Annotated in this window: 11 protein-coding genes; 3 read left to right on the top strand and 8 right to left on the bottom strand. The window is 40.1% G+C overall.

The genetic code is table 11. The features are described 5' to 3' along the window. Positions 1–2 precede the first annotated feature (2 nt). The gene (locus tag ACL9RF_RS08830; protein WP_422800247.1) at positions 3–563 is read right to left on the bottom strand and encodes a TetR/AcrR family transcriptional regulator; all 561 of its coding nucleotides are present in this window, start codon (positions 561–563) and stop codon (positions 3–5) included. Positions 564–1,175: 612 nt separating this feature from the next. On the opposite strand from ACL9RF_RS08830, the gene ACL9RF_RS08825 reads away from it, so the two are divergent. Further along, positions 1,176–2,918: a hypothetical protein gene (locus ACL9RF_RS08825; RefSeq protein WP_422800246.1), complete on the top strand. Its 1,743-nt coding sequence runs from the start codon at positions 1,176–1,178 to the stop codon at positions 2,916–2,918. A gap of 495 nt (positions 2,919–3,413) precedes the next feature. After that, entirely contained in the window at positions 3,414–5,201 is a 1,788-nt protein-coding gene (locus ACL9RF_RS08820) for an FISUMP domain-containing protein (protein WP_422800245.1), read from the top strand. Positions 5,202–5,372: 171 nt separating this feature from the next. On the opposite strand, the gene ACL9RF_RS08815 is transcribed toward ACL9RF_RS08820, so the two are convergent. The 5 genes from ACL9RF_RS08815 to ACL9RF_RS08795 all read right to left on the bottom strand — a co-directional run bounded on the left by ACL9RF_RS08815 (position 5,373) and on the right by ACL9RF_RS08795 (position 13,224). Continuing rightward, positions 5,373–6,686 carry a glycosyl hydrolase gene (locus ACL9RF_RS08815; RefSeq protein ID WP_422800244.1) on the bottom strand — a complete coding sequence of 438 codons (1,314 nt, stop codon included), beginning with the start codon at positions 6,684–6,686 and terminating at the stop codon, positions 5,373–5,375. Between the two features lie 35 nt (positions 6,687–6,721). Then, positions 6,722–7,639: a glycoside hydrolase family 16 protein gene (locus ACL9RF_RS08810; RefSeq protein ID WP_422800243.1), complete on the bottom strand. Its 918-nt coding sequence runs from the start codon at positions 7,637–7,639 to the stop codon at positions 6,722–6,724. A 98-nt stretch (positions 7,640–7,737) separates the two neighbouring features. Continuing rightward, positions 7,738–8,481: a hypothetical protein gene (locus ACL9RF_RS08805; RefSeq protein ID WP_422800242.1), complete on the bottom strand. Its 744-nt coding sequence runs from the start codon at positions 8,479–8,481 to the stop codon at positions 7,738–7,740. A 44-nt stretch (positions 8,482–8,525) separates the two neighbouring features. Beyond that, positions 8,526–10,094 (bottom strand): RagB/SusD family nutrient uptake outer membrane protein, encoded by a 1,569-nt coding sequence (locus tag ACL9RF_RS08800; RefSeq protein WP_422800241.1) that lies wholly within the window; start codon positions 10,092–10,094, stop codon positions 8,526–8,528. A 10-nt stretch (positions 10,095–10,104) separates the two neighbouring features. Beyond that, positions 10,105–13,224, bottom strand: coding sequence for a SusC/RagA family TonB-linked outer membrane protein (locus ACL9RF_RS08795; protein WP_422800240.1), 3,120 nt, complete (start codon positions 13,222–13,224; stop codon positions 10,105–10,107). 527 nt (positions 13,225–13,751) lie between these two features. On the opposite strand from ACL9RF_RS08795, the gene ACL9RF_RS08790 reads away from it, so the two are divergent. Next, on the top strand, positions 13,752–16,676 hold the full coding sequence (locus ACL9RF_RS08790) for a triple tyrosine motif-containing protein (RefSeq protein ID WP_422800239.1): 2,925 nt from the start codon (positions 13,752–13,754) through the stop codon (positions 16,674–16,676). A 126-nt stretch (positions 16,677–16,802) separates the two neighbouring features. Here ACL9RF_RS08790 and ACL9RF_RS08785 read toward each other — a convergent pair whose 3' ends face one another. Together ACL9RF_RS08785 and ACL9RF_RS08780 are read right to left on the bottom strand one after the other, a co-directional pair. After that, positions 16,803–18,284: a RagB/SusD family nutrient uptake outer membrane protein gene (locus ACL9RF_RS08785; RefSeq protein ID WP_422800238.1), complete on the bottom strand. Its 1,482-nt coding sequence runs from the start codon at positions 18,282–18,284 to the stop codon at positions 16,803–16,805. A 19-nt stretch (positions 18,285–18,303) separates the two neighbouring features. Beyond that, complete coding sequence (locus ACL9RF_RS08780) at positions 18,304–21,255, bottom strand: SusC/RagA family TonB-linked outer membrane protein (protein ID WP_422800237.1); 2,952 nt, start codon at positions 21,253–21,255, stop codon at positions 18,304–18,306. Between the last annotated feature and the right edge of the window lie 735 nt (positions 21,256–21,990).

The following is a 21,990-nucleotide window of genomic DNA, read 5'->3' as shown; positions in this document are numbered from 1 at the left end:
GTCTAATTTTCTTTTAAAAGTTCCTCCCGAATAGCCTGTTGTATCCGTTTAAAGTCGTCTTCCTCCGTCAGTCGCGAGAGCTGTAAGCTCGCTACCATATTGGTAATGATAAGCATAGCCTTCGTTCTAGCATCGCCCGAGAATGCAAACTGTTGTGACGTCCTTCCTTCCTCCAAGAATGCACTAACCCAGGCTATCATTTTGTCGGAAAAGGCCTTTAAGCTATCCTTAATTTTTATATCCAATGTATTGTAATCAGTGGATAAGGAGCCTACAATACATATTTTATGCTCGTCCCTAAGCTTGCTGTAGATGGCTAAAAAACGATCCAATTTTTCTAGTGCTGTTTTGTCTTTATGTTCAGCTATTATGCGTAAGATCTCTGATGTGTGGTAATCCAATACAGCAAGACATACATCAATTTTCTGTGGAAAGTGATAATGTATAGAGGCTTTTTTAATTCCTACGGCTGTAGAAATATCAAAAAAGCTAAAGGCATTGTACCCTTTATCGCGGATTAAAGCGTCGGCAATTATAATGATTTGATCTTTTGTTGTTGACATAACGCCACAAATATAACCAACCTACCTATTAGTAGGTTGGTTTATTTTTTAAATCACATAATTTTTACACGGCCTTCTGCTCCTGCTGAATGTAATTAATACCTAATACAAAGGCTATCGGTATTCTTTCTGTTAGAAAACGACTAATCCATGATACGGAAATAAGAAGGTCTAGTCTTAGATATGAAAATTTTTAACCCCAAATACGAAGAAACAGGAAGCACCGTATGGTCCCGTACCTTTAGGTAGTTTATAAATACTGTGCTACTGCATTTCATGCAGAAGATTTCTGCACGATAAAACCCCATATGGAAACATAAAAAGCCCCAACTCTCCTTCCGATGTAGCTTATTTCTAAACAGAAATCGGCAGTTTAAATTGCAAACCGTTCTTTTAGTCAGTGTATTCTAATTTCCCTTTGAATTACATTTGCAATAGTAAAAACCAAAATAATTTGCGCTTACTTTTGACCTCGTAATTAACCTAATAGTACTCTTTAATGTATTTCTTTTCAGTACTGAAAAAGCACCTAATACAAGTATTTACAGTGTGGGTATTATTGCCCAGAGGTGTAAATTATATGAAATTATAAACAATATTAAGCTAAATGTTATGAAGATTCTTTTTTCTGCTCAATGCATAATTTTGGGCCTGCTAATATTCGCGTATGGATGTAAAAAAAATGCAGCACTCCAGCTAAACGAAAATCTACCGACAGAAGAGGAAAATCCCCCGGAAAAAGAAGTCCCCGCGGCGCATCCTATAAGGGTTTTTATGCACGTTGGCGGCGTTTCTTTTGAAGAAGATAAAGTGAATAATGAGGATGTTTTTTTTCCTACGCGCCAAGCTCATAATAAGCCGGACATACAAAACGAAGCTGTAAATTTGGATGGGATTTTCACGCTGCATACGCAGCTAAATCCAGTAGCTAATAATTTCCCCGTACGGAATGCTAGTTTTGCTGCTCATGCAGAAGAGTCAGCATTTACCAAAGCAGTTGTAAATACCGGAGATCTACACAAAAAAATTAAATATAAAGTTGTTGTTTTTGACGCATTTGGAAAATTTGTAACCCAAAAAGATTACGTCTATGCTACGGAAAATAAGGGAGGAGGGATAGGACTGAAATCTGCTACAAAATATACCTTTATTGCTTTCAGTGTTAATAGCCCCGACGAACTTCCCAGTTTAGACTTTTCCGACAGGACGATGGAAACCCTAGAAAATGCGCAGCTAAATAACCTTACAGGGACTGCTGACTTTTTATATTTTAAAAAGGAAATTATCCTGTCAAAAGATTCTATTCAAAAGTTAAAAATTAACTTTAAGCACAAATTCAGCCAGCTTACATTTATTATAAACACAGCGCGAACGGGGTATATGATTAAAGATGTCCCTTCCATGGTTGCTTCAAATTGTAATGTTGCATCGGTACAACTCGCCACGGGTAAACTTGTTGCCGGTTCTGCTCAAGCGGGCATAGATGTAAAATTTAATGGCTCCCAGGCATCGACACTAACCAGCCTTCCAATTTTTATAAATCCAGATAAGGAAGGGAAAAGTAATTTAAACATAACTAGAATTTCAATCGGTCCCTATTCTTTTCGTAACATATCCATATTTAAAAACCTGACGTTTAAGCCCGGTACCAAATATACGCTACAGGTAAATATTGATAATCCGGATGATGTTATTTTAAAATATAAAAATTATCCAGCTGTACAGATTAACGGCAAAATATGGATGCAGCATAATCTCGGCGCAGATTATAATGCAGATCCTGAAATACAGCGCTTAGCCGTTCATGGTGATTATTACCAGTGGGGAAGAAACGTACCCTTTTGTAATGGAGGCTCGATTGTCGACGATTCTAAATGGTTAATTAGCTACAATCGACAGCCAAATTGCTGGAATATCGGTACGGAAGAGAGACCCGAGAAATCCGCTAAGCATGATCCCTGTCCTGCAGGATACCGGGTTCCAACGGAAACTGAAGTGAAGCATTTAGTAGAAAATACCGTTATCTCCAATATAGGGAAATTTGAAGATAAAATAAAAAATTATAGTGCCGCCAAAGTATTGACGAGCAAAAGAAATAGTAAAGTTAAAATTTATTTCCCCGTTCAAGGCAATTTTAGCTATTACGCTGCCAACACAAATATAGAGCCTTTATATAGGGCCGACGGCGTTACGAAACGTGGTGAAATGACCTTTCTATGGACGAGCACCTCAACAAAAGAAAGACCCGTATCTGATTTTGAATTTGAAGAGAATAACGCCTACTGGAGCTCAGATAATACCTCGCGTGCACCGTTTAAATGCATGGGCTTTAATATTCGCTGTATCGCGGAGTAACTCCTTAAAAAGTTTCTTAGTAGGCCGGTTTGGTGTTTATTCATCTGCAAGGGTTTTGATTAGGCATATTCTGAATATTGACGATTAAGCCTACCGCAAAAGCTGGATGTTAGAGTGCTAATTATAGATAGAGCCGCCCTACGGTGCCCCTACTTTAGGATAGTTTTTGATAGCATTTTTTACATCGTTAGATGCGGGTTACTGTAAAAATTAGCGCTGTGGGTTATGCAACAGTTTTTACATCTCCTTAATAGGATAGTTCACTATTCAAAAGCGTAAATAATAAATTCCGTTCTTTTAGTCAGGCTGTTAACTTTTTCTTTGATGTAAATTAGCGCTACGAACCAGCGTGCGTATTTGTTTGACATTTTAAGCACAAGGCAAAGAGGTATCTTTTTTCCGTTTACCTGCGAAAAAATTAAAGGATACCTAAACTATATAGCTGCTGTCTTCAAGGCCTGTAAATTAAGTAAACTATATTAATCTAAATACATTATGCATACAACTAAACAAAAAACATTGATGTTACATATCTACAGTAAAAGTATATTTGTTATTGTGCTGATTGCGCTCCTTTTTGCTTGTAAAAAAAATGTAGAAGAGCAAGACATCGAAACTCCGCCTACGGAAGAAGAGAATCCGGAGCCTAATGATCCGGAGCCTAAAAAAATGGTGCTGGTATATACGAGTGTATCAGGAGATGTTTTTGATAAGTCTGAAAATAGTCATGATAAGGTAACAACGCTTACCCGCCAATCCAATGCAGGCTCTGGTATACAAAAAGAGAGGATAACCTTAAGTGACCAACTTTCTATAAATGCAGAGCTAGCTCCATTACATGCATCCGATCAAGCGATAAATGGGGAGGCTGTTTACGCTAATTTCAACAGCTTGGTACAGCCTACAAAAGCTACTATGATTAAAGGTAATGACAATCACGCAAATAATATTAAATATAAAGTTGCAGTATTTGACGAGTCTGGAAAATACTTACTCCAGCGCGACTATGTCAAAGGAAAAGAAAATGAAGGAGATTCCATATCCCTTGAATCCAATTCAAAATATACATTTATTGCCTTTAGCGTTAACAGGGCAGATGCTCTTCCAGCGTTGCAGTTTTCGGATTATAGCAACAAAACTATTGAAACCGCCCAGCTCGATGCTATTGAAGGGACAGCAACAGATGTCTTGTATTTCAGAAAGGATGTCGACTTAACTGAGGATGCTACTCAAAAGTTAACAATTAAGTTCAATCATATATTTAGTCAGATAATAGCGACCATAAATTCCGCTAAAACGGGATACCCTATTACGGCTATAAAATGTATGTTCAACTCCTATTGCAAAACGGCATTGGTACGCCTGGCAACTGGTGATATTGTTCGTAAACCTGCGGTAAGTGCTGTAGACGTCAACTTTCCATTAATAAATAAGAATGAAATAACGAGTGCTCCTTTAGTTATTAACACCGACAAAAATGGAAGTGCCGTTTTAAAACTGACCAATATTACGATTGGAGGTCTTCCTATAAACAATACAGTGGCATTTGAAAAGTTTAAAATTAAAAATGGAGTAAAATATCTATTGAAAATTGAACTAGACCCTAGTGATATGTTTCTTACACACCAAGGGTATCCTGCTGTGCGCATTAATGGCAAAATATGGATGCAACATAATTTAGGTGCCGATTCTAAGGTCGCTTTACCGCAGAGCCCACAAACGTCTGCGGTGCATGGCAGCTTTTATCAGTGGGGAAGAAATGTAGCCTTTAGTAACGGCAAGTCCGACCTCACCGAATCAAATTGGAGTGCTAACTTCAATCGTGCCTCCAATAGCTGGAATACTGGAACCGAAGAAAAACCATTAAAAAGTAGTGAAGACCCTTGTCCGAATGGATACCGGGTTCCAACAAAAACTGAACTTCAGCATCTACTTGATAATACCATAATAGCATCAAATACAGGAGAATTTTCCAATAGTACAGGAAACTATAGCGCATCCAAAGTACTGGTCAGTAAACGCAACATTAATGTTAAGGTATATTTCCCTATACAAGGAGATTACAGCTATTTTCCATATAGCGATGGCATAACGCCACGCAGTATGGCCACAAAAGTCACCAATAGAGGCAATCTTTCTTATTTATGGACAAGCTCATATTCCGATACAAACCCGATAAGCTCATTAGCACTATTAAAGGATAAAGTATCTTGGATTTCTAAGAATGACTCCCGCAAGGAATTTCGATGTAGGGGATTTAATATACGCTGTATAGCGCAATAATATAGCATAATAAGCTCGGCATTAAGGTTCCTACACCTTTGTATTTTTTTATGCCTAACAAATTACGTCATATTGGTTTTGAAGTGAAGGCAATCCGAACGCCAAAAATTTAAGTAACAAACAAGCTGAATCGTCACTATTCAGCTTGTCTGTTTATAAGAATGCTGGCCACTAACGAAATCTAAGCCAAGAGAGGCTTGTAAAACCCTTAGTAACTTTCAAACGTATCGTTTGTTGTCCCTTCTTCAATTTTATTTTTTTGCTTACTATATTCCAATTTTTTTCAGATCCCGTATCCGGAAGATCTATACTACCTGTAAGATCGCCATCACTATAAATCGCGATAGCCGCGTCGATATAAGTTGTGTAGCGTAAATCTAAGGTGTATTCGCCATCGTTTGGCATCTCCACCTGATACTCAAGCCACAAATCCTTGGTGAAATTAAAAACCTCCAATACACCGACATTATCGGATGTTGGACGTATATTGATACTATTTGTCCAACTGGCAGTATTGGCGGTTTCAGCCATATTTAAGCTGCTGTAATGCGCTGCAGGTATGCCTGCATTCAGTTTATGGTAAACCGATCGGTCTTGCGTAGACATATGCACATACACCTTACCGAGATCCGATAATGCATAAGGTTTATTTTTTGTAAGCAGTTGCATAAAAGGATAGTTCTCTATCGCCCCTGCGGTACGAGGAATAAACCAAGCGTAACGGAAAACATCAGGGCTACTTTCCATATAATTTACCACATCGACCATATATTTCATCTGCTGTGAAACATTTTTAATGCTCGGCTCCCAAGCACAGAATTCTGTCATCCAAATAGGCTTATTATACTTTTTAAACATTTGTACATAGCTTTTAAAAGCTGAAGGTACCGCCATATAACAATGGATAGCAATTCCATCAAATTCGTCCAAGGGTACTAAAGCAAAAAATTCATCCAACCATTTTATCGGATCTTCATAACCGTTTAATGTTCCATAGTTCATGGCAGGCGATATAATTTTCATATTTAACTCCTGCGCTAAAGCCCGCACTTCGGGCCATATAGATGCCGCCTCGGCAGGAGTCATATTCGCCTGATCGGTTAAGTTAGGCTCATTATATGCCAGTAAGTACGCGCAGTTTGGATGTTTCTGTTTATACGCACGGATTTTATCCTTATTAAAATTACCATTCCAAGTCATAGGATAATAGTCCATTCCTTTGGCTGTAATAGCTTGGTCCAGTTCAGGAGATATATCATTTGCCCAGTTGTAAAACCAAGAAACAGCAGGAGCTAAAAGATCCACATCCTCGGGCATCTGGAAATTGTAAGACACACCGCGTTTTAAACTTCGCTTTTGAAGGTTATTAAGAACAATATCCGCATCCTTATCTACTTCGATATTCGACTCATTGTTAGACTTACTGCATGCGCCGAAAGTTAAACATAGGATAACCAATAAGGGGGCTATGCATATTTTTTTCATACCTGATGATTTAAATTCGAAAGGGCTGATCCGTTTTATTTACGTTGATACACTTTTACAAAATCAATATACATATGCGCAGGACCATCCTTTAATGCTGTTACATTATTAATATTATGGATATTCGGGAAGTTGCCACCCACCGCTAAATTTAAAAGAATAAAAAACTCCTTATGAAAATAATGGCCAGGCGAATTCAGGTCATTTTTATTGGTGATGCTCATCTGAAAGTAAGGCGCTGCCTCCGGGTTTTTATCTAAATCTAGATACATCTTAATAGTACTATCATCCCAGATACAAGTAAAAAGGTGAAAATCATCCTGAATACCATTTTCTACCGTCACGGCATTGGCATAATTAGGGTAGGCGCCACCATTCCAGCTCTGTCCCCAATGTAAGGCACCGTTAAAGTAACGATCTTGTGTATTATTTTTGATGCCATTAGCATGTCCCATTTCAAGGATATCAATTTCACCCGATTTAGGCCATCCAACATTCTTATAGTCATTACCCAACATCCAAAATGCCGGCCACAGTCCATCGGCAGTTTTCGGCAGTTTAATGCTCGCCTCAATCTTACCATATTTAAAAAACTTTTTACCCTGAGTTGTTAACCTACCCGAGGTAGCCTCTTTATTACCGAACTTCTCTTTCTTGGCTGTAATAATCAAACAGTTTTTACCCGATACAGGCTCTTTGCCGAGTGATATATTCTCCTCACGGTAATATTGCAGTTCATTGTTGCCCCCTCCATTGCCATCTATTTCGATATTCCAATCCTGGCGGTTTAAAGCTGTTCCAGAGAAAGTATCCTCCCAAACTAACTTATACTCATTGTTCTCACCCGAGCCATTGTTATGATCTATATTTAGGTCTGAATTATTCTTATTGCTACAGCTAAAAAATAAGGATACTGAAAAAAGAAGACCTAAGGTTTGTTTAAAGTTTATCATTCATTTAAAGGTTTGTGGTATATCGATTTAAAAATTACTGTTGAATTTTGCAACATGAGCAGAAGTAATAAATACTTCTGCCATGTAGATCCATGCAACTATTTTTTGAAGAAGAATAAGCCGTCGATGTTAAGCTCCGTACCTACTACGCCACCGCTTAAGATAGCAACAATATTAGCATTGAAAGGTTCCTCATACTTCAATCCTTTTTCTGCCAAGTAAGCATATGGGATTTCAATATGATGCCATTCGCCATCACGGGTAAAGTTTTTGTAAGGTTTTTCACCCTCCATGTCGGTATCCCCAATTACCACTTTAACATCACGTTTTCCATCATTGAATAGCAGTGTATGGGAAGCTTTGTCTTTACTCTTCATCGCAATATGGAAGGTAAAATCATTGTTGATACCCGAGAAATCAATCAGCTCCTCCTGGCCGGTACTTGCATCCTTAAAGGGTGCAAAACCACATCCAGACCAGCCTGCAGTACCAACCTTAAGACTCGCCCAACCTTCGACTTCGCCAAAGGCATTCGGTCCGCTGGAAGTGCCTTCCGTATAAGTGCCATCCCAGACATAAAGGAAATATTTGATGTCATCTACACGGTAATCCTTTTTAATTTTGGTTTTGATATGCTTCTCACTCTGTTCGTCCAACGTCAATAAGTAATAATCGCTACCTTTTAGATACGGGGAAATATTTTGATTTCCAGGCTCTTCTTTTCCAGGCTCTTCTTTACCAGGTTCTTCCGTTTTTGGGGCATCATCCTTTGAACAAGAAGTGAACGACGGTCCAGCAAATAGAAGACCTAAACATAATAGCAGTAATGATTGTTTTTTCATAAAAGTTAGTTTTAAAATGAATATTTATCTTATAAATGGTATACTTAGTTGCCTAAAGAGCTAAGGTTAACCTCCTCTTCAGGGATAGGAAACAATTCATGTTTACCTTTAATAAATTCGGCCATATGTTGGCGTGCCTCTGGGCTTTCAGATGCTTTGTAGGCGTCCATAATCTCCTTCGCAACACCCCAGCGGCAGATATCAAACCAACGGTGTCCTTCCATTGCAAGCTCAACACGGCGTTCATGGCGTATAGCTCTCCGCAGATCTTCTTTTGTATCGCTATATCCATTATAGTTTGGAAAAGATGGAAGAATGCTGTTGTTGCCGTTTCTCGCACGTTTTCTAACCTCCTCGAGAGCCCATTTTGCACGAGTAAGGTTATTATTTTCACATGCCGCCTCTGCATACAACAACAGTGCATCAGCGAAACGTATTATTTTATAATTCATAGGCCCGCGTGTTTCATGCGTTAAAGGATATATCGTCTGGTTAGGGCCATCCTCCAAAAGCGCATATTTACGGTTTAAGTATCTAGAACCTAGATAAATCTCCTGCTCAGTACTTTCCATCTCTGCATTTGTAGGGTTTAAGATGGTAGCATCCCGGCGTGGGTCGCCCAACTCGAAAGCATTAAACAAGTTCTGTGTAGGTTTATTGAAGCCCCAACCGCCACCAAGCTTAGAAGACCTGGAGCGCGTCATGATTACGGTAAACGTACCGCGAGTAAAACCAAAGCCCTGGCCATAATCGCTGTACGAATCTTCCATATACTGAACTTCGAAGATAGATTCGGCATTATTTTTTCCAGATAACTTAAAGTTATCCCTGTACTGCGGCACTAACTGATACTGGCCATCCTGTGCTTGATGCATAAGCTTTTCACCCCATTTTTCGGCTTCAACATAATTATGTATGCTGAGGTAAGCCTTCATCAACATAGCCTGTGCGGCACCTTTTGTGGCACGCCCTAAGTCTGTACCAGGGTATTCACTTTTGTTCCATAGTTTTTCTTCCGCCTGCTTTAAGTCGTCGATAATAAAAGCGTAAATGTCTGCAGCCTTTGTTTTTTGCTGCTTCCATTGGTTTGCACTCTCAATAATAAAGTCAACCTTAGGAATATCGCCAAACACACGAACCAGACGGTAGTAATAATAAGCACGCAAGAAATGCGCTTCCCCTAAGAGCCTATCTTTGAGGCGCTGATTCATCGTTTCATCGGTTTTCACGGCTGGTATTTTGGCAATAGCCAAGTTAGCCCGTGCCACACCCTGATATTGAGCCCTGTAATAATCCAGCAGTAAGCCATTATTCGGCTGTGTTTTAAAGTTTTCCAGATCATACACATCCGACATATCCGAAATCCCCTGTCCACCCTTTAAAGCATCATCGGACACCACATCACCAATAAACCATTCATTAAAATACGTTTTATTATACTCCCAAGCCAGGGGCACATAACTTGCGTTAATAGCCTGAATTGCTGTTTTTCCGGAGCTGAAGAAGTCGTCTAACTTCGTTACTCCCGGAGAAGGCTCGGTAAGCCATTTCTGACAAGAGGTAACCAGCACCATGGAGCATGCTGTAAGTACGATATATAGTTTCTTTTTCATAGTAAATCAATTAAAAAGTGATGTTAGCGCCAACCATAAACGTGCGCGATTGCGGGTAATTTCCAAAATCTACACCCGATCCAATCTCCGGGTCATATCCCGTGTAGTTGGTTAATGTAAAAACATTGTTTCCACTTACATAAATGCGGCATTTACTAATCCCTTTGATGGACTGTGGTAAGGTATAACCCAACTGTATATTTTTTAAGCGTAAATAAGCGCCACTTTCCACAAAGCGACTGGAAGCAAATCTATTTACCGTGCTATACGGATTGGGGATATCACCCGCAGGGTTCGATGCCGACCATACATTACGCATGGTTGTACTTAACGAAGACTCGGTTCCGGTACCTTCGGTGCGCATGCGCACCGCATTGAAGATTTGATTTCCATGTACCCCCTGAAAGAAAAGCTGCATATCAAAACCCTTGAAGTCGGCCGAGAAGTTTAGCCCATAAGTAAGCCAAGGAAAAGGGTTTCCAATTTTTGTTTTATCCGCATCATCAATTCTGCCATCCCCGTTCAAGTCTTTGTATTTAGCATCTCCAGCATGAAAAGGGCTGCTAGAAGCATTGTAATACTTCAAATGATCCAGCGCCTCCTGGTCCGTTTGGTAAATCCCCTCATACTGGTAGCCCCAAAGCGCAAATAGAGGAAGCCCAACATCACTCAATGTATAGGTACCAAAAACCTTCTCTCCACCATTTAAAGCCGTTAGTTTATTTTTTATTGCCGAGATATTCCCTGTAATGGCATAACTGAAGGCATTCCGGCTTTGCTGGCCAGCAGACTGATAGGTCAGCGTAAGCTCTACACCTTTATTCTGTACGGTACCCACATTGGCAATCGCATCGTAGCGGTTGCCAACATGTGCTGGTGCTTTTACGCCCAGCAACATATCTTTTGTATCGCGTTGAAAAAGATCTACAGTTCCCGTAAAGCGATTGTTGAAGAAGCCAAAGTCGATACCCGCGTTCCATTGTTCCGTGCGTTCCCACTTTCCACCGTTATTTACGTAGGTTAGGATGGTAGCGCCATTTGCCAGCTGCGGTGTTTCGCCAAATACATAATCCACAAAGGTTGGCCCTGTATTAAACATTTTTAATATGAAATTATCGGCACTGATTTTATCGTTCCCGATCTGGCCCCAGCCGGCGCGAATTTTTACAAAATCTATGGCCGTTGATAGGTTCTGAAACCATTTCTCTTCGGATATTTTCCAGGCTAGTGAAGTTGAAGGAAAGTAACCCCAAAGGTTTTCCTGGAATTTACTAGAACCATCGGCTCTAAAGTTAAAGGTCGCTAGATAGCGGTTTTTATAACTATAATTTGCTCTTCCTAACAAGGAAAACATACGGCCTCTACCCACATTGTCGCCCGCAAAAGTGCGGTCCTCAGTGGTCTGTGATAAGTACCAGTTTGTTTTTGAGGGGTTTAAGATCGATGCTCCCGACCCGCTGATACCATAATAGTTGGCCTCCTCGTAGGTTTGCCCTGCCATTAGCGAGAGGCTATGCTCCTTGATTTGCGTATGATAGTTAAGGATATTTTCAAAACGTACAGTAGAATTTCTTGCCATGCTGCTCGACAGGAAGTTTTTTAAGGATTTATCGTAGTCTGAATAGGCATAAGCATCTTTAAAGAGTTTGTTTCTGTTATTATTTAAGTCCAGGCTAACGTTGGAGCGTAATGATAGACCTCTCAGCAGACTTACCTCGGCGTAAATATCCCCAATCCAACGTTCGTTGATATCCGAAGGGTGAGCGTGCTCTACCATAGAAAATGGGTTAGTAACATTTCTGAAGTTTGATGAAGCCGCGATTCGACCACTTAAATCCTCCCCATCAAGGTTTGTAGCCCCTTGCGGATAATGTGTCGGATCCCATGGCGCCATGGCCAGTGCTGCCGATAATACCGATGCTCCCGGACTATCGCTGTTGTTCATCGCATTACGGCCCTGCGCATTTACAAAGGATAAATTCTGTCCCAATTTAAGCCAAGGTTTCACCTGATGTGCGGAATTAAAACGTAACGATAGCCTTTTAAAATTGGAACCTATTATTGTACCATCCTGATTAAAGTAACTACCACTAAAGGCATACGTGCTTTTTTCGCCACCGCCATCTACAGCTAAATGGTAGTTTTGGATTAACGCATTTTTATTAAAAACGGCATCCTGCCAATCCGTTTCTATCGCAGCATAGTCTAGGCCCTGCGGGTTGGAGGCCGACTGTACAGTAGGGTAGTAGGGCGATCGGCCCAAACGATAGGCATATAACCAGCGGTTTAAACCATAGTCTGCAAAATATTTCTTCTCGGAGGAAACATTATTTAAGTCGATTATTGTTTTTGCAAACTCATCGCGTTGCATAAGATCCAGTTTACGCCAGCGGTTTTGAATACCTGTATAAACATTCGCAGATATCGATGCCTCGCCGGCAAGACCCTTTCTGGTGGTTATTAAAATAACCCCATTGGCACCCCGAGATCCGTAGATTGCAGTTGCCGAGGCATCTTTTAATATCTCCATGGCCGTAACATCATTCGGACTTAAAAACGAGATATCACTTAAAATAACGCCGTCTACCACATATATCGGGGAGCTATCGTTTACGGTACCAATACCGCGGATACGAACAATAGCCGGGGCTCCCGGTTGCCCTGAGTTTGTATTCACGGTGACCCCGGCGGCACGCCCCTGAAGGGCTTGATCGACACCTGAAGCAGGTGTTTTTTGTAAGTCCTCGGCCTTTACTGTTGCGACAGCGCCGGTGAGGTCAGATTTCTTTACACTACCATAACCTATTAAAACCACCTCGTCTAGCACCTTGTTTATAGGCTCCAGCTCGACGCTATACGTTCCTGCGGTAGCAAACAACTTTTCCTGGGCATGGTAGCCCACATACGAGAAAAGAAGAATGTCCCCCTTTTGAATACTAATTTTAAACTGCCCCTGGCTGTCGGTTGTACTGTGCGTAGCAGATTTCCCTTTTACCGTAACACTAACGCCTGATAGCGCTTCCCCTTGTCCGGCTGCATATACATGACCTGAAATTTGAAAGCTTTGTGCAAAGCTTAATTGACAGGCAAATGCCAATAATGCACATACGAGTAAAACTGATTTTTTCATTAAATCTGAATAGTGGTTACAATTGTTAATATGATCTATAGTTGGTTGCAAATTCCGAGGTCCGGATACTGTACATCAAGTATCCTATGGCCACGAAGAATTTAGGAATGCCTGAATACTATATCAGGCAATCGATTGTGTACAAATGTATTTTAGGAAGGCTGATATGTCCTAATTTATGGCCTGCACAAAACCACAACAGGTATATATTTAGGCTACTTCAAAACCACAACATTAATTTTTTAAGTAGCTTATTGTTAAATGTTTAACGGTTAAAAAGCGTGTTTTTTAAATGCCTTACAGCACCTGCTTTATGGTAGATAAATTTGTTTTTCTGCTCCTGTAGCATGTAGAATTATAAATTGAAGCTTCGAATTTGCAGCTATGCTGTAGGCAGATAAATCATAAAATCTCGCTATATTTAACTTGGTAGACTTAAGAAAAATACCTTTCTTTATGCCTAATACCTTAAAGTAAATCTTTCGGAGTTTTATTTTAAAAACCTAACCTAATAGACCAAATTTTTGATGAATCACAATTACATTATTTTAGTATTTATAGTTCTTTTTTTTAGCCGTGCCTTTGGTCAGTATAGTATTGGTATATCGCAGATCAATACCTTTACACCCGTAGATTATAATGGCGGCACCCAAAATTGGGATATTGATCAGGACCAAAGTGGGCGGCTTTATTTTGCTAATAATGAAGGTCTCCTGGTGTTTGATGGCAAGCATTGGAAGCTATATCAATTGCCCAATAAAACCGTTGTGCGGTCAGTAAAGTTGAGTCACGATGGTAAAATTTATGTCGGTGGGCAGGATGAAATAGGTTATTTTTTCCCCGACAGCCATGGCAACCTACAGTTCCATTCTTTAAAGCACTTGATTGCCAAAACAGCGCAAAATTTTTCGGATATCTGGGATATTGTGATTGACAAGGACGACGTTTATTTTCGCTCCAGTGTGAAGGTGTTGCATTATAATGGACAGCATTTCAGGGTCTATGCAGCGGGGAGTCTATGGGAATATATGGGGACATCCGATGGTGTTTTATATGCGCAAGATTTTGGCTTAGGGTTATTACAATTTGCACAAGGTAAATGGGAGGTCGTTGCCGACGATGCTGTATTTAAACGAGAGGTGATTACCTCAATATGTGCCTATGATGGAAAGAGGCAGCTTATAACCACCTTAAAAGCAGGGCTGTATCTATGGGATCCCCACAAGCAGGAGCTTAACAAATTAACGACAGTAAATGAACAGCTATTTGTAAATAGTCGGATATATAAGGCTATAGCGTTGAGCGATAGTACTTTTGCATTGGCAACCACATCCGCGGGTTGTTTTGTTATCGACAAGCAGGGAAATATCATCCAGCAATTTTCTATGCGCGAGGGGTTGTTTAAGAATAATCTGCGAAGCATTTTTATGGATCATAATAAAGGTATCTGGCTAGGGTTGGATGAGGGTATAAATTTTATAGGGTACGATAGTGCTATAAAATATGTATTTCCAGATAAAGAAAAACAGTTGAGCACCTATGCTGCACTGTTTGCGCAAAATAGGCTTTATGTAGGCACCTCCAACGGCTTATTTGTTGCCGACATAAAGGGGCAAATAAAGGATTTTAGCTTTTCGAAAGAGGCCTTTCGGGAGGTTCCAAACAGCAGCGGACAGGTGTGGAGTTTGCAGGAGTTAAATCAGCAGGTCCTTATGGGCCATGAGTATGGAGGGTATATCCTAAAAAATGGACATGCCCATCGTATAAACAATGTGGGAACCTGGTTGTTTGAGGCCGTGGACCAGCAGCGTCCTGCCAAGAATGTTGTCGCAGGAACGTATACAGGCCTACAATCGCTGCAATTTGAGCAGGGAACATTTGCAGCACCGCAGGTCATGATGAGCTTGCGTGAGTCGCTGCGGTTTATAACCTATGACCAAGGTGATATTTGGGCTTCCCATCCCTATAGAGGTATTTATAGATTTCGCCTGTCGGCGGATAAACAGCATATCGTAGACATAAAATTGTTCACCGAGCAGGAAGGTTTGCCTTCTGCCTTGGGCAATTACATTACCAAAATAAAAGGCCGTATCGTAGTTGCCGCAAAAAATGGAATGTATGAGTTTGATAAATCTGCTGCTCGTTTTGTGCCCTCCGCCTTGTTGTCGCCAACCTTAAATGCTGCAGTATACCATTATCTAAAAGAAGATCGACAAGGGAATATATGGTTCGTTAGTAATAAACATATCGGCATGATAGATTTTAACCATGCTGCCGGAGGAAAAGAAAACTCTGTAGTTTATTTTCCGGAATTAAACGGCAAGGTGGTTGCCGGATTTGAACATATTTACCCCTACGATGCAGAGAATATTTTTATAGGCTCCAACACAGGTTTAATTCATATTAACTTTAAAAAATACTTGGAAAATATACGAGCCTTGCGCGTGTCCCTATCCTCCATACGGGTATTTGGAAAAGAAGATACCACCCTTTTTGGCGGTTACTTTGTGAAAGACGCACATATTATCGATCATCAAGATGCAACAAATAAGGTGGTGCTAGATAGACATTGGAACTCCTTACGTTTTGAATTTTCATCCAATTTATTTGAGCAGCAGAACAATGTGGAATTTAGTTATCAGCTCAGTGGTTTTGAAGACGATTGGTCAAAATGGTCGGCTTTCAGTACGAAGGAATATACCAACCTGCCGGCAGGGAATTATGTTTTTCGCGTAAAGGCGCGTAATAATTTGGGCAATGAAAGTCAGGAGGTAACCTATACCTTCAGCATAAAGCCAGCATGGTACGAAACATTTTGGATTTATATCCTCTACCTATGTACTGCTCTGGGTGCGATACTGCTACTTGTTCGCTATCAGCGTAAAAAATATACTAAAGAGCAGCGTTACCTACGGTACCAGCACCAGCTGGAGATCGAGCATAATGAGAAGAAAATTGTGCAGCTCGAGAAAGAGAAGCTGGCAAATGAGGTCGATTTTAAAAATAAGGAGCTGGCAACAACATCTATGTATCTGGTACAGAAAAATAAACTGTTGGTAAAGATCAAAGAACGCTTATCGCCCCTGTTAAAGCAAGGGTTAACATCCGAACAGACCATGGAGATGAAGAAAGTAATGCGGCTACTCCAGGAGGCCGAAAACGGGGAGTCCGACTGGGAGCAGTTTGCGATACATTTTGATCAGATACACTCCGATTTTCTCGGTCGTCTGAAAGATAAACACCCCAGTCTTAGTGCTAACGACTTGAAAATATGCGCTTACCTCAAAATGAATCTATCGTCGAAGGAGATGGCGCAGCTCTTAAATATTACCATCCGCGCTGTCGAAGTAAGCCGTTATAGACTACGTAAGAAGTTACAGGTACCTTCTGCTGTAAGTTTATTTGATTACCTGATATTAGAAACAACAGGCAGCACAGAAGTGGATCGGTAACCGCTGGTTGGATAAGGTTTTGCAGCTGTAACAGGTACCGGTTTATAAGATAAAAAACCCTCAAAGACTATTTATGGTCTTTGAGGGAAAAGGTGCGTTTTTAGGGTTGTATGGATTAAGAACGACTTACCATCCCTGGTTTTGAACTAGGTTAGGGTTAATGGTGATATCATTTTCAGGTAAGCCCCAAACGAACTTAGGGTTGTTCGCTTCAACTTTCTTAGATGAAAATTCGCTACCGTCTCTAACAAGATCAAAAGATTGTGGTTCACGTCTTTCAAACCCCTCATTCCAGCGTTTTAAATCGTCTAAACGGAAGCCCTCAAAGGCGAGCTCCCGAAAGCGTTCGTCCTTAATTTCGTCAAATAATGCAGGTCCTGTTACAGACAGCTCCGTTAAACCTCTAGACACTCGTAACAGATTAAGGTATTTTTGTGCCGTAGCGGCATCACCTTTCTTATAAGCCGATTCTGCAGCAATAAGATATAACTCGGCAATACGAAATACCTTAGGTGTAACATAATTAGAGGATTTATCATTATTCAGTCCAGTCACGGTAGAACCTGCAAACTTATTGACAACAAATCCAGTTGTTCGCTTGCCAAGCATGGTAATTGTCGTTTCTAGAAAGAATACAGACTTTCTAAAGTCGTTATCCTGATATTTGTTAATGACCCATTTTGAAGGTAAGTAATTGGGTCTATAATCTCTATTTGCGGCGCTATAGCCATAAGTCGGTGAAATGGTATTTGGTAATTCTGAAGGTCTCGAGACTTTAGGTTGAAAGATCACCTCCTGGCCGCTATCTTCAATCCAAAGCTTGCGTAGTGCTTCCTGAGAATTTACTAAAGGGTACAAACCTTTGCTGATTACACCCTCAGCAGCTGCTAATGCACCGTTCCAGTCGCCACTATAAAATTTTACCCGCGCTTCCAATGCCGAAACCGCATCTATTGTAAACCTTGTAGACGCTAATTTGCCCGGAACAGCAGCTAGATTGGTCTTGGCAATGGCAAGGTCAGCAAGTATTTGTTTATAAACAGCTTCTAATGTTGCGCGCGGTGGTTTTGCCCTAAAGTCTGGGATTAAAATCAGAGGCACGGCTAAGTCGCTAGCAGCTGTACCAGGGTTATAAGCCTTAGAAAAGCGCAAGGCTAAGTTCAAATAATAGTAAGCCCTTGCAAAGTGAGCGTCACCAATAAATTGGTTCAATTGTTTCTGCTCGGCTTCATTTTTAATAGGAACTTTGGCAAAGCCCTCTAGCGCTGTATTGATATTGTTAATACCAGCGTAATACCCTCTATAAATATCCCTTAATTCGTAATTACCCGACAAGAAATCTGTCCAGCGATGTTCTGCACCAAGGCTGTTACCATAATCTATCGTGGCATTTAATTGATCAGCTTGGATATCGGTTACAAACGTGTAAATACCATATACCCGCCCTCTAAAGTAAGCGTAAAAGCCGTTGTCCCACGATCTAGCATCATTAATCGATTCAAAGCTATGCGACAGTTCAATACTATCCTCCGGAAATTTATCAATAGTACAAGCCTGTATTAGTGTTCCTAAAAATAGTGCACCTAATATATATTTTAGTTTATTCATTGTTATACATTAAAAAGTATTAAAATAATAGTTCTATGCCAAATACCGATTGCTTGGTATTAGGGTTACGTCCATAAGTAAGGTTAGAATCCACCTCCGGATCTGGGCCTGTATATTTTGTTGCTGTAAACAAATTCCTTCCTGTGTAGTACACCTTGGCACCCGTAAAAAACTTCTGTTTGGCGAGTAAATATTTAGGCAGGTTATATCCCACACTTAAGCCCTTCAGTCTTAAGAACGATGCATTTTCAAGAATACCTGTGTCAAATTGGTTCACCTGCCCATACTTAGGATATTTAGTAACATCACCTGGTTTTTTCCAATAATCCAAAATCTCTCTCATCTGGTTGTTGCCCGCAAATTGGTAAGGGTTAGCAAAGAAATATTTGTCATTATTTATTAAGTATTTTCCATTAGAGAATGTAAAATCAGCATTGACGAAAAAGCCTTTATAACCCGAAGAGAATCCAAAACCACCATTAAAAGGAGGGTATCTTTTTATGCCCGTACTCTGTTGTAAAGCTGTAGAGCTAAATTCCGACGTCACATTATTAGGATCCTTATTTGTTTTTGAAATATCCGACCCCGGCACGTACCATTGCATCAAGCCATTTTCAGGGTTAACACCCGCTTGAATCGGTGCGAAAAATTCTACAGGACGACCAACCACATAACTTACACTCGTGTTGGGTACAACCCAATAATTTTTATTATCGAAAAGTTCCGTTACCTTTTGGTTTACGACACCTAATTTAACGTAAGGCGTAAAATAATAATCCTTACCTTTTAATACATCCACGCTAAAATCAATGTTCACCCCCCTGTTTGTTAAGCCGCCAATGTTTTCTGTAATCTGGTTGTAACCAGTTGAATAGGGGTATGGAACCGACAACAGCATGTTTTTAGTAACGCGATAGAAATATTCTACATCCAAGTTTATGCGTTTAAAAAGGGTTGTCGATAAACCTACAGTAGTTTTATACTGCTTTTCCCAAGCTAAATAGGGGTTTCCAGGGCTTGATATGGCCCAAGCTGAAGCGTTATCATATATCGACGGACTAACGGTAGATAAGGATTCATAATTATCAATTGCCGAGTTTCCTTGTGTACCCGTGCTGGCTCTTAAATTAAGGTCATTGATCCAGGTGACGTCTTTAAAAAAATTCTCTTTAGTTACATTCCATTTTCCACCTATTGACCAGAAGTTTGCTTTCTTATTATTTTTTCCGAAACGTGAAGATTCATCCTGACGCAGTGTTGCATCGAAGAAATAGCGTGTGTCGTAGTTGTACGTAGCGCGCCCAAAGAAAGAGTTATAAGCATATGCATATTTGCTTTGCGAGACATTTCGATCTAAGGTAGTAGACGATAAAAGTATTAATTTATCAACCGTAAGGCCACCTCCAGATGCGCCAAAGTCTTTGTAGTTATAATCGCTATACTCATGACCGGCTAAGGCGACAAAATTATGTAAATTTTGAATATCCCACTTGTACTCAATGGTGTTTGTAATAGTCCTTGAAACACCGAGCTGGTAGGTTTCTGAGGTCGTACCTTTGCCTAAGTTAGGAATAAAAGAAGGAAGCCGGTTGCTGGTTATATTATAGTTAAAATAATCCATACCCGCTTGCGACCTTAAAGTTAAGCCTTGGAATGGCTGCACCTGAATAAAGGCATTCGGGTTAAATTGTTGGTTTTTCCCCTTTGAAGGCTGTTTGTCGGCAAGGTACCTAGGGTTATAGCGCCCTAAACCAGGAATGGTCTCGTCGTAATATTCTTCGCCATCCTCATTATAAGGGCTATAAAACGGAGGAGCAAACAAAGACAGTCCGCCGTTACTATTATTAGACCCCCATCCATTCGTCTCCCTGCGATCGTAGCCGCCACCTAAATTTAAGCCTACGGATATCCATTTATTAAGTTTAGAGTTAATATTGGCGCGTAAGGTTATACGGTCGAAGCCTGATCGAAACATGACGCCCTCTTGGTCCAGGTAACCCACAGAAAGATAATACTGTGTTTTTTCTGATCCACCCGAGATATTTAAATCAGCCTGTTTCATAGGCACATTCTTACGGTAGTAGAATTCATCCCATTTTGTGTCATGAGGAAACCGTTGACGGATTGAATCTGCCTGCGCTTGGGTTCTGTAACCAGTTTCGACCCAAAAGTTTAATAGCTCCGAACTATTCATAAAACTACGTGCAGGTTTTCGAGATGCTAAATCGTTCCAACCATACTGCACCCTTGTGGTGATAATAGCACGTTCACCTATACGACCTTTTTTTGTGGTAAAATAAATAACGCCATTTGCAGCGCGGGATCCATAAATAGAAGTAGAGGAAGCATCTTTTAATACAGTGATATTTTCAAAATCTTCCGGATTCATCGATACTATAGAGCCAATACCTACAGGAATACCATCTAACACCAATAAGGGTGTAGAGCTAGCCCCCAAGGAACCCACGCCATCTAAACGTATAGATTGCGTTGCAGAAGGTTCCCCGGAAGAGGTGAACACCTGTAAACCGGGTACTTTTCCGGATAAAGCTTCCAATGCATTGGCCGTAGGTTTACCCTTAATATCCTCACTGCCTACACGCACTGCCGAACCTACCGTTGTACCCAATGTACTTCCTGTTCCGTATCCAATAATGACCACTTCGTCTACGTTTGAGTTTAACGTATTCAGTGTAATGTTATAGGATAAATTTTCACCTATTGTCAATATTTTTTCTTCAAAGCCAATAGATCGGATAATTAATTTTCCTTCCGAGGGCGCTGAAATGGAATAGTAGCCATTTTTATCGCTTATTGTGGCTGTTTTTGAACCCTGTACGATTACCGTAGCATTCGCTACAGCTTCTCCTGTTGCAGAGATAATACGTCCTGTGATTTTTTTTTCTTGTGCAAAGGCCACTGATGTAACAATGGCACTGCCCACGAGAAAGGTGAGTAGTTTGTGTTTCATATAAGTTGTTTAGTTGTGTTAGTTTCTTTTTATTTTGGATCAGGACAAGCGTATTCACCCCCACATTTTTATGTAGTATTTAAACTTTTCTTTTGTAGAAGATTGGTTAAAGCATGGTTTGATGCCTTTTTAATTCCTTTTTTCCAGAACCGTAAACAAATGTAGAACATTATTTTTTAAATGCAAATAAAATCTATAGAATTAGTAGTAATTATTTTTTGTTGTTATTTTAACTAGAATGTAGGGGAGGTTTAACAGGGTTTATATGGCACTAGCGTTGCGAATTAATATACAACAGCATGGATAAGTGTTGCTGCATATGGTCATGTAGAGGTCATTGGGAATCTGAAGAATTAACGAATATGTTAATAGAGAATTATCTAAGTTTGGAACATTATCTCATGGCCACAAGGATAAAATATAGGAATCCACAAACAAAGTTACTGGAGCAGTGTTAATGGATAATTGAGTAAATAACAACTTTCTTATTAGTAAATAGTTCTTACGAATTTTTGCAGCATCTTTAAAATTTCTAAACATACAAAAGCTGCGAATCATTGATTTGTAGCTTATCTATGTTTCTGATAAGATTCATCGTAGCCGCATTGGGGAATATCTCCTTTGAGGTTTTAGTCTTCTTATCAGTTGGTTGTAAGTATTGTTTTTTCGAACACACCGAGTCCCAATATTCCTATAATTAACTTATCATGAAAAAATTTAAAAACCATAATGTGA

The sequence above is a fragment of the Sphingobacterium sp. Mn56C genome, from assembly GCF_049319645.1.
Taxonomy (GTDB): Bacteria; Bacteroidota; Bacteroidia; order Sphingobacteriales; family Sphingobacteriaceae; genus Sphingobacterium.
This window is presented reverse-complemented; position numbering and strand designations above follow the sequence as displayed.

What these genes read in the sequence shown, in the direction of transcription:
- ACL9RF_RS08830 (WP_422800247.1), bottom strand. Translation starts at nt 563, where the DNA reads ATGTCAACAACAAAAGATCAAATCATTATAATTGCCGACGCTTTAATC.
- ACL9RF_RS08825 (WP_422800246.1), top strand. Translation starts at nt 1,176, where the DNA reads ATGAAGATTCTTTTTTCTGCTCAATGCATAATTTTGGGCCTGCTAATA.
- ACL9RF_RS08820 (WP_422800245.1), top strand. Translation starts at nt 3,414, where the DNA reads ATGCATACAACTAAACAAAAAACATTGATGTTACATATCTACAGTAAA.
- ACL9RF_RS08815 (WP_422800244.1), bottom strand. Translation starts at nt 6,686, where the DNA reads ATGAAAAAAATATGCATAGCCCCCTTATTGGTTATCCTATGTTTAACT.
- ACL9RF_RS08810 (WP_422800243.1), bottom strand. Translation starts at nt 7,639, where the DNA reads ATGATAAACTTTAAACAAACCTTAGGTCTTCTTTTTTCAGTATCCTTA.
- ACL9RF_RS08805 (WP_422800242.1), bottom strand. Translation starts at nt 8,481, where the DNA reads ATGAAAAAACAATCATTACTGCTATTATGTTTAGGTCTTCTATTTGCT.
- ACL9RF_RS08800 (WP_422800241.1), bottom strand. Translation starts at nt 10,094, where the DNA reads ATGAAAAAGAAACTATATATCGTACTTACAGCATGCTCCATGGTGCTG.
- ACL9RF_RS08795 (WP_422800240.1), bottom strand. Translation starts at nt 13,224, where the DNA reads ATGAAAAAATCAGTTTTACTCGTATGTGCATTATTGGCATTTGCCTGT.
- ACL9RF_RS08790 (WP_422800239.1), top strand. Translation starts at nt 13,752, where the DNA reads ATGAATCACAATTACATTATTTTAGTATTTATAGTTCTTTTTTTTAGC.
- ACL9RF_RS08785 (WP_422800238.1), bottom strand. Translation starts at nt 18,284, where the DNA reads ATGAATAAACTAAAATATATATTAGGTGCACTATTTTTAGGAACACTA.
- ACL9RF_RS08780 (WP_422800237.1), bottom strand. Translation starts at nt 21,255, where the DNA reads ATGAAACACAAACTACTCACCTTTCTCGTGGGCAGTGCCATTGTTACA.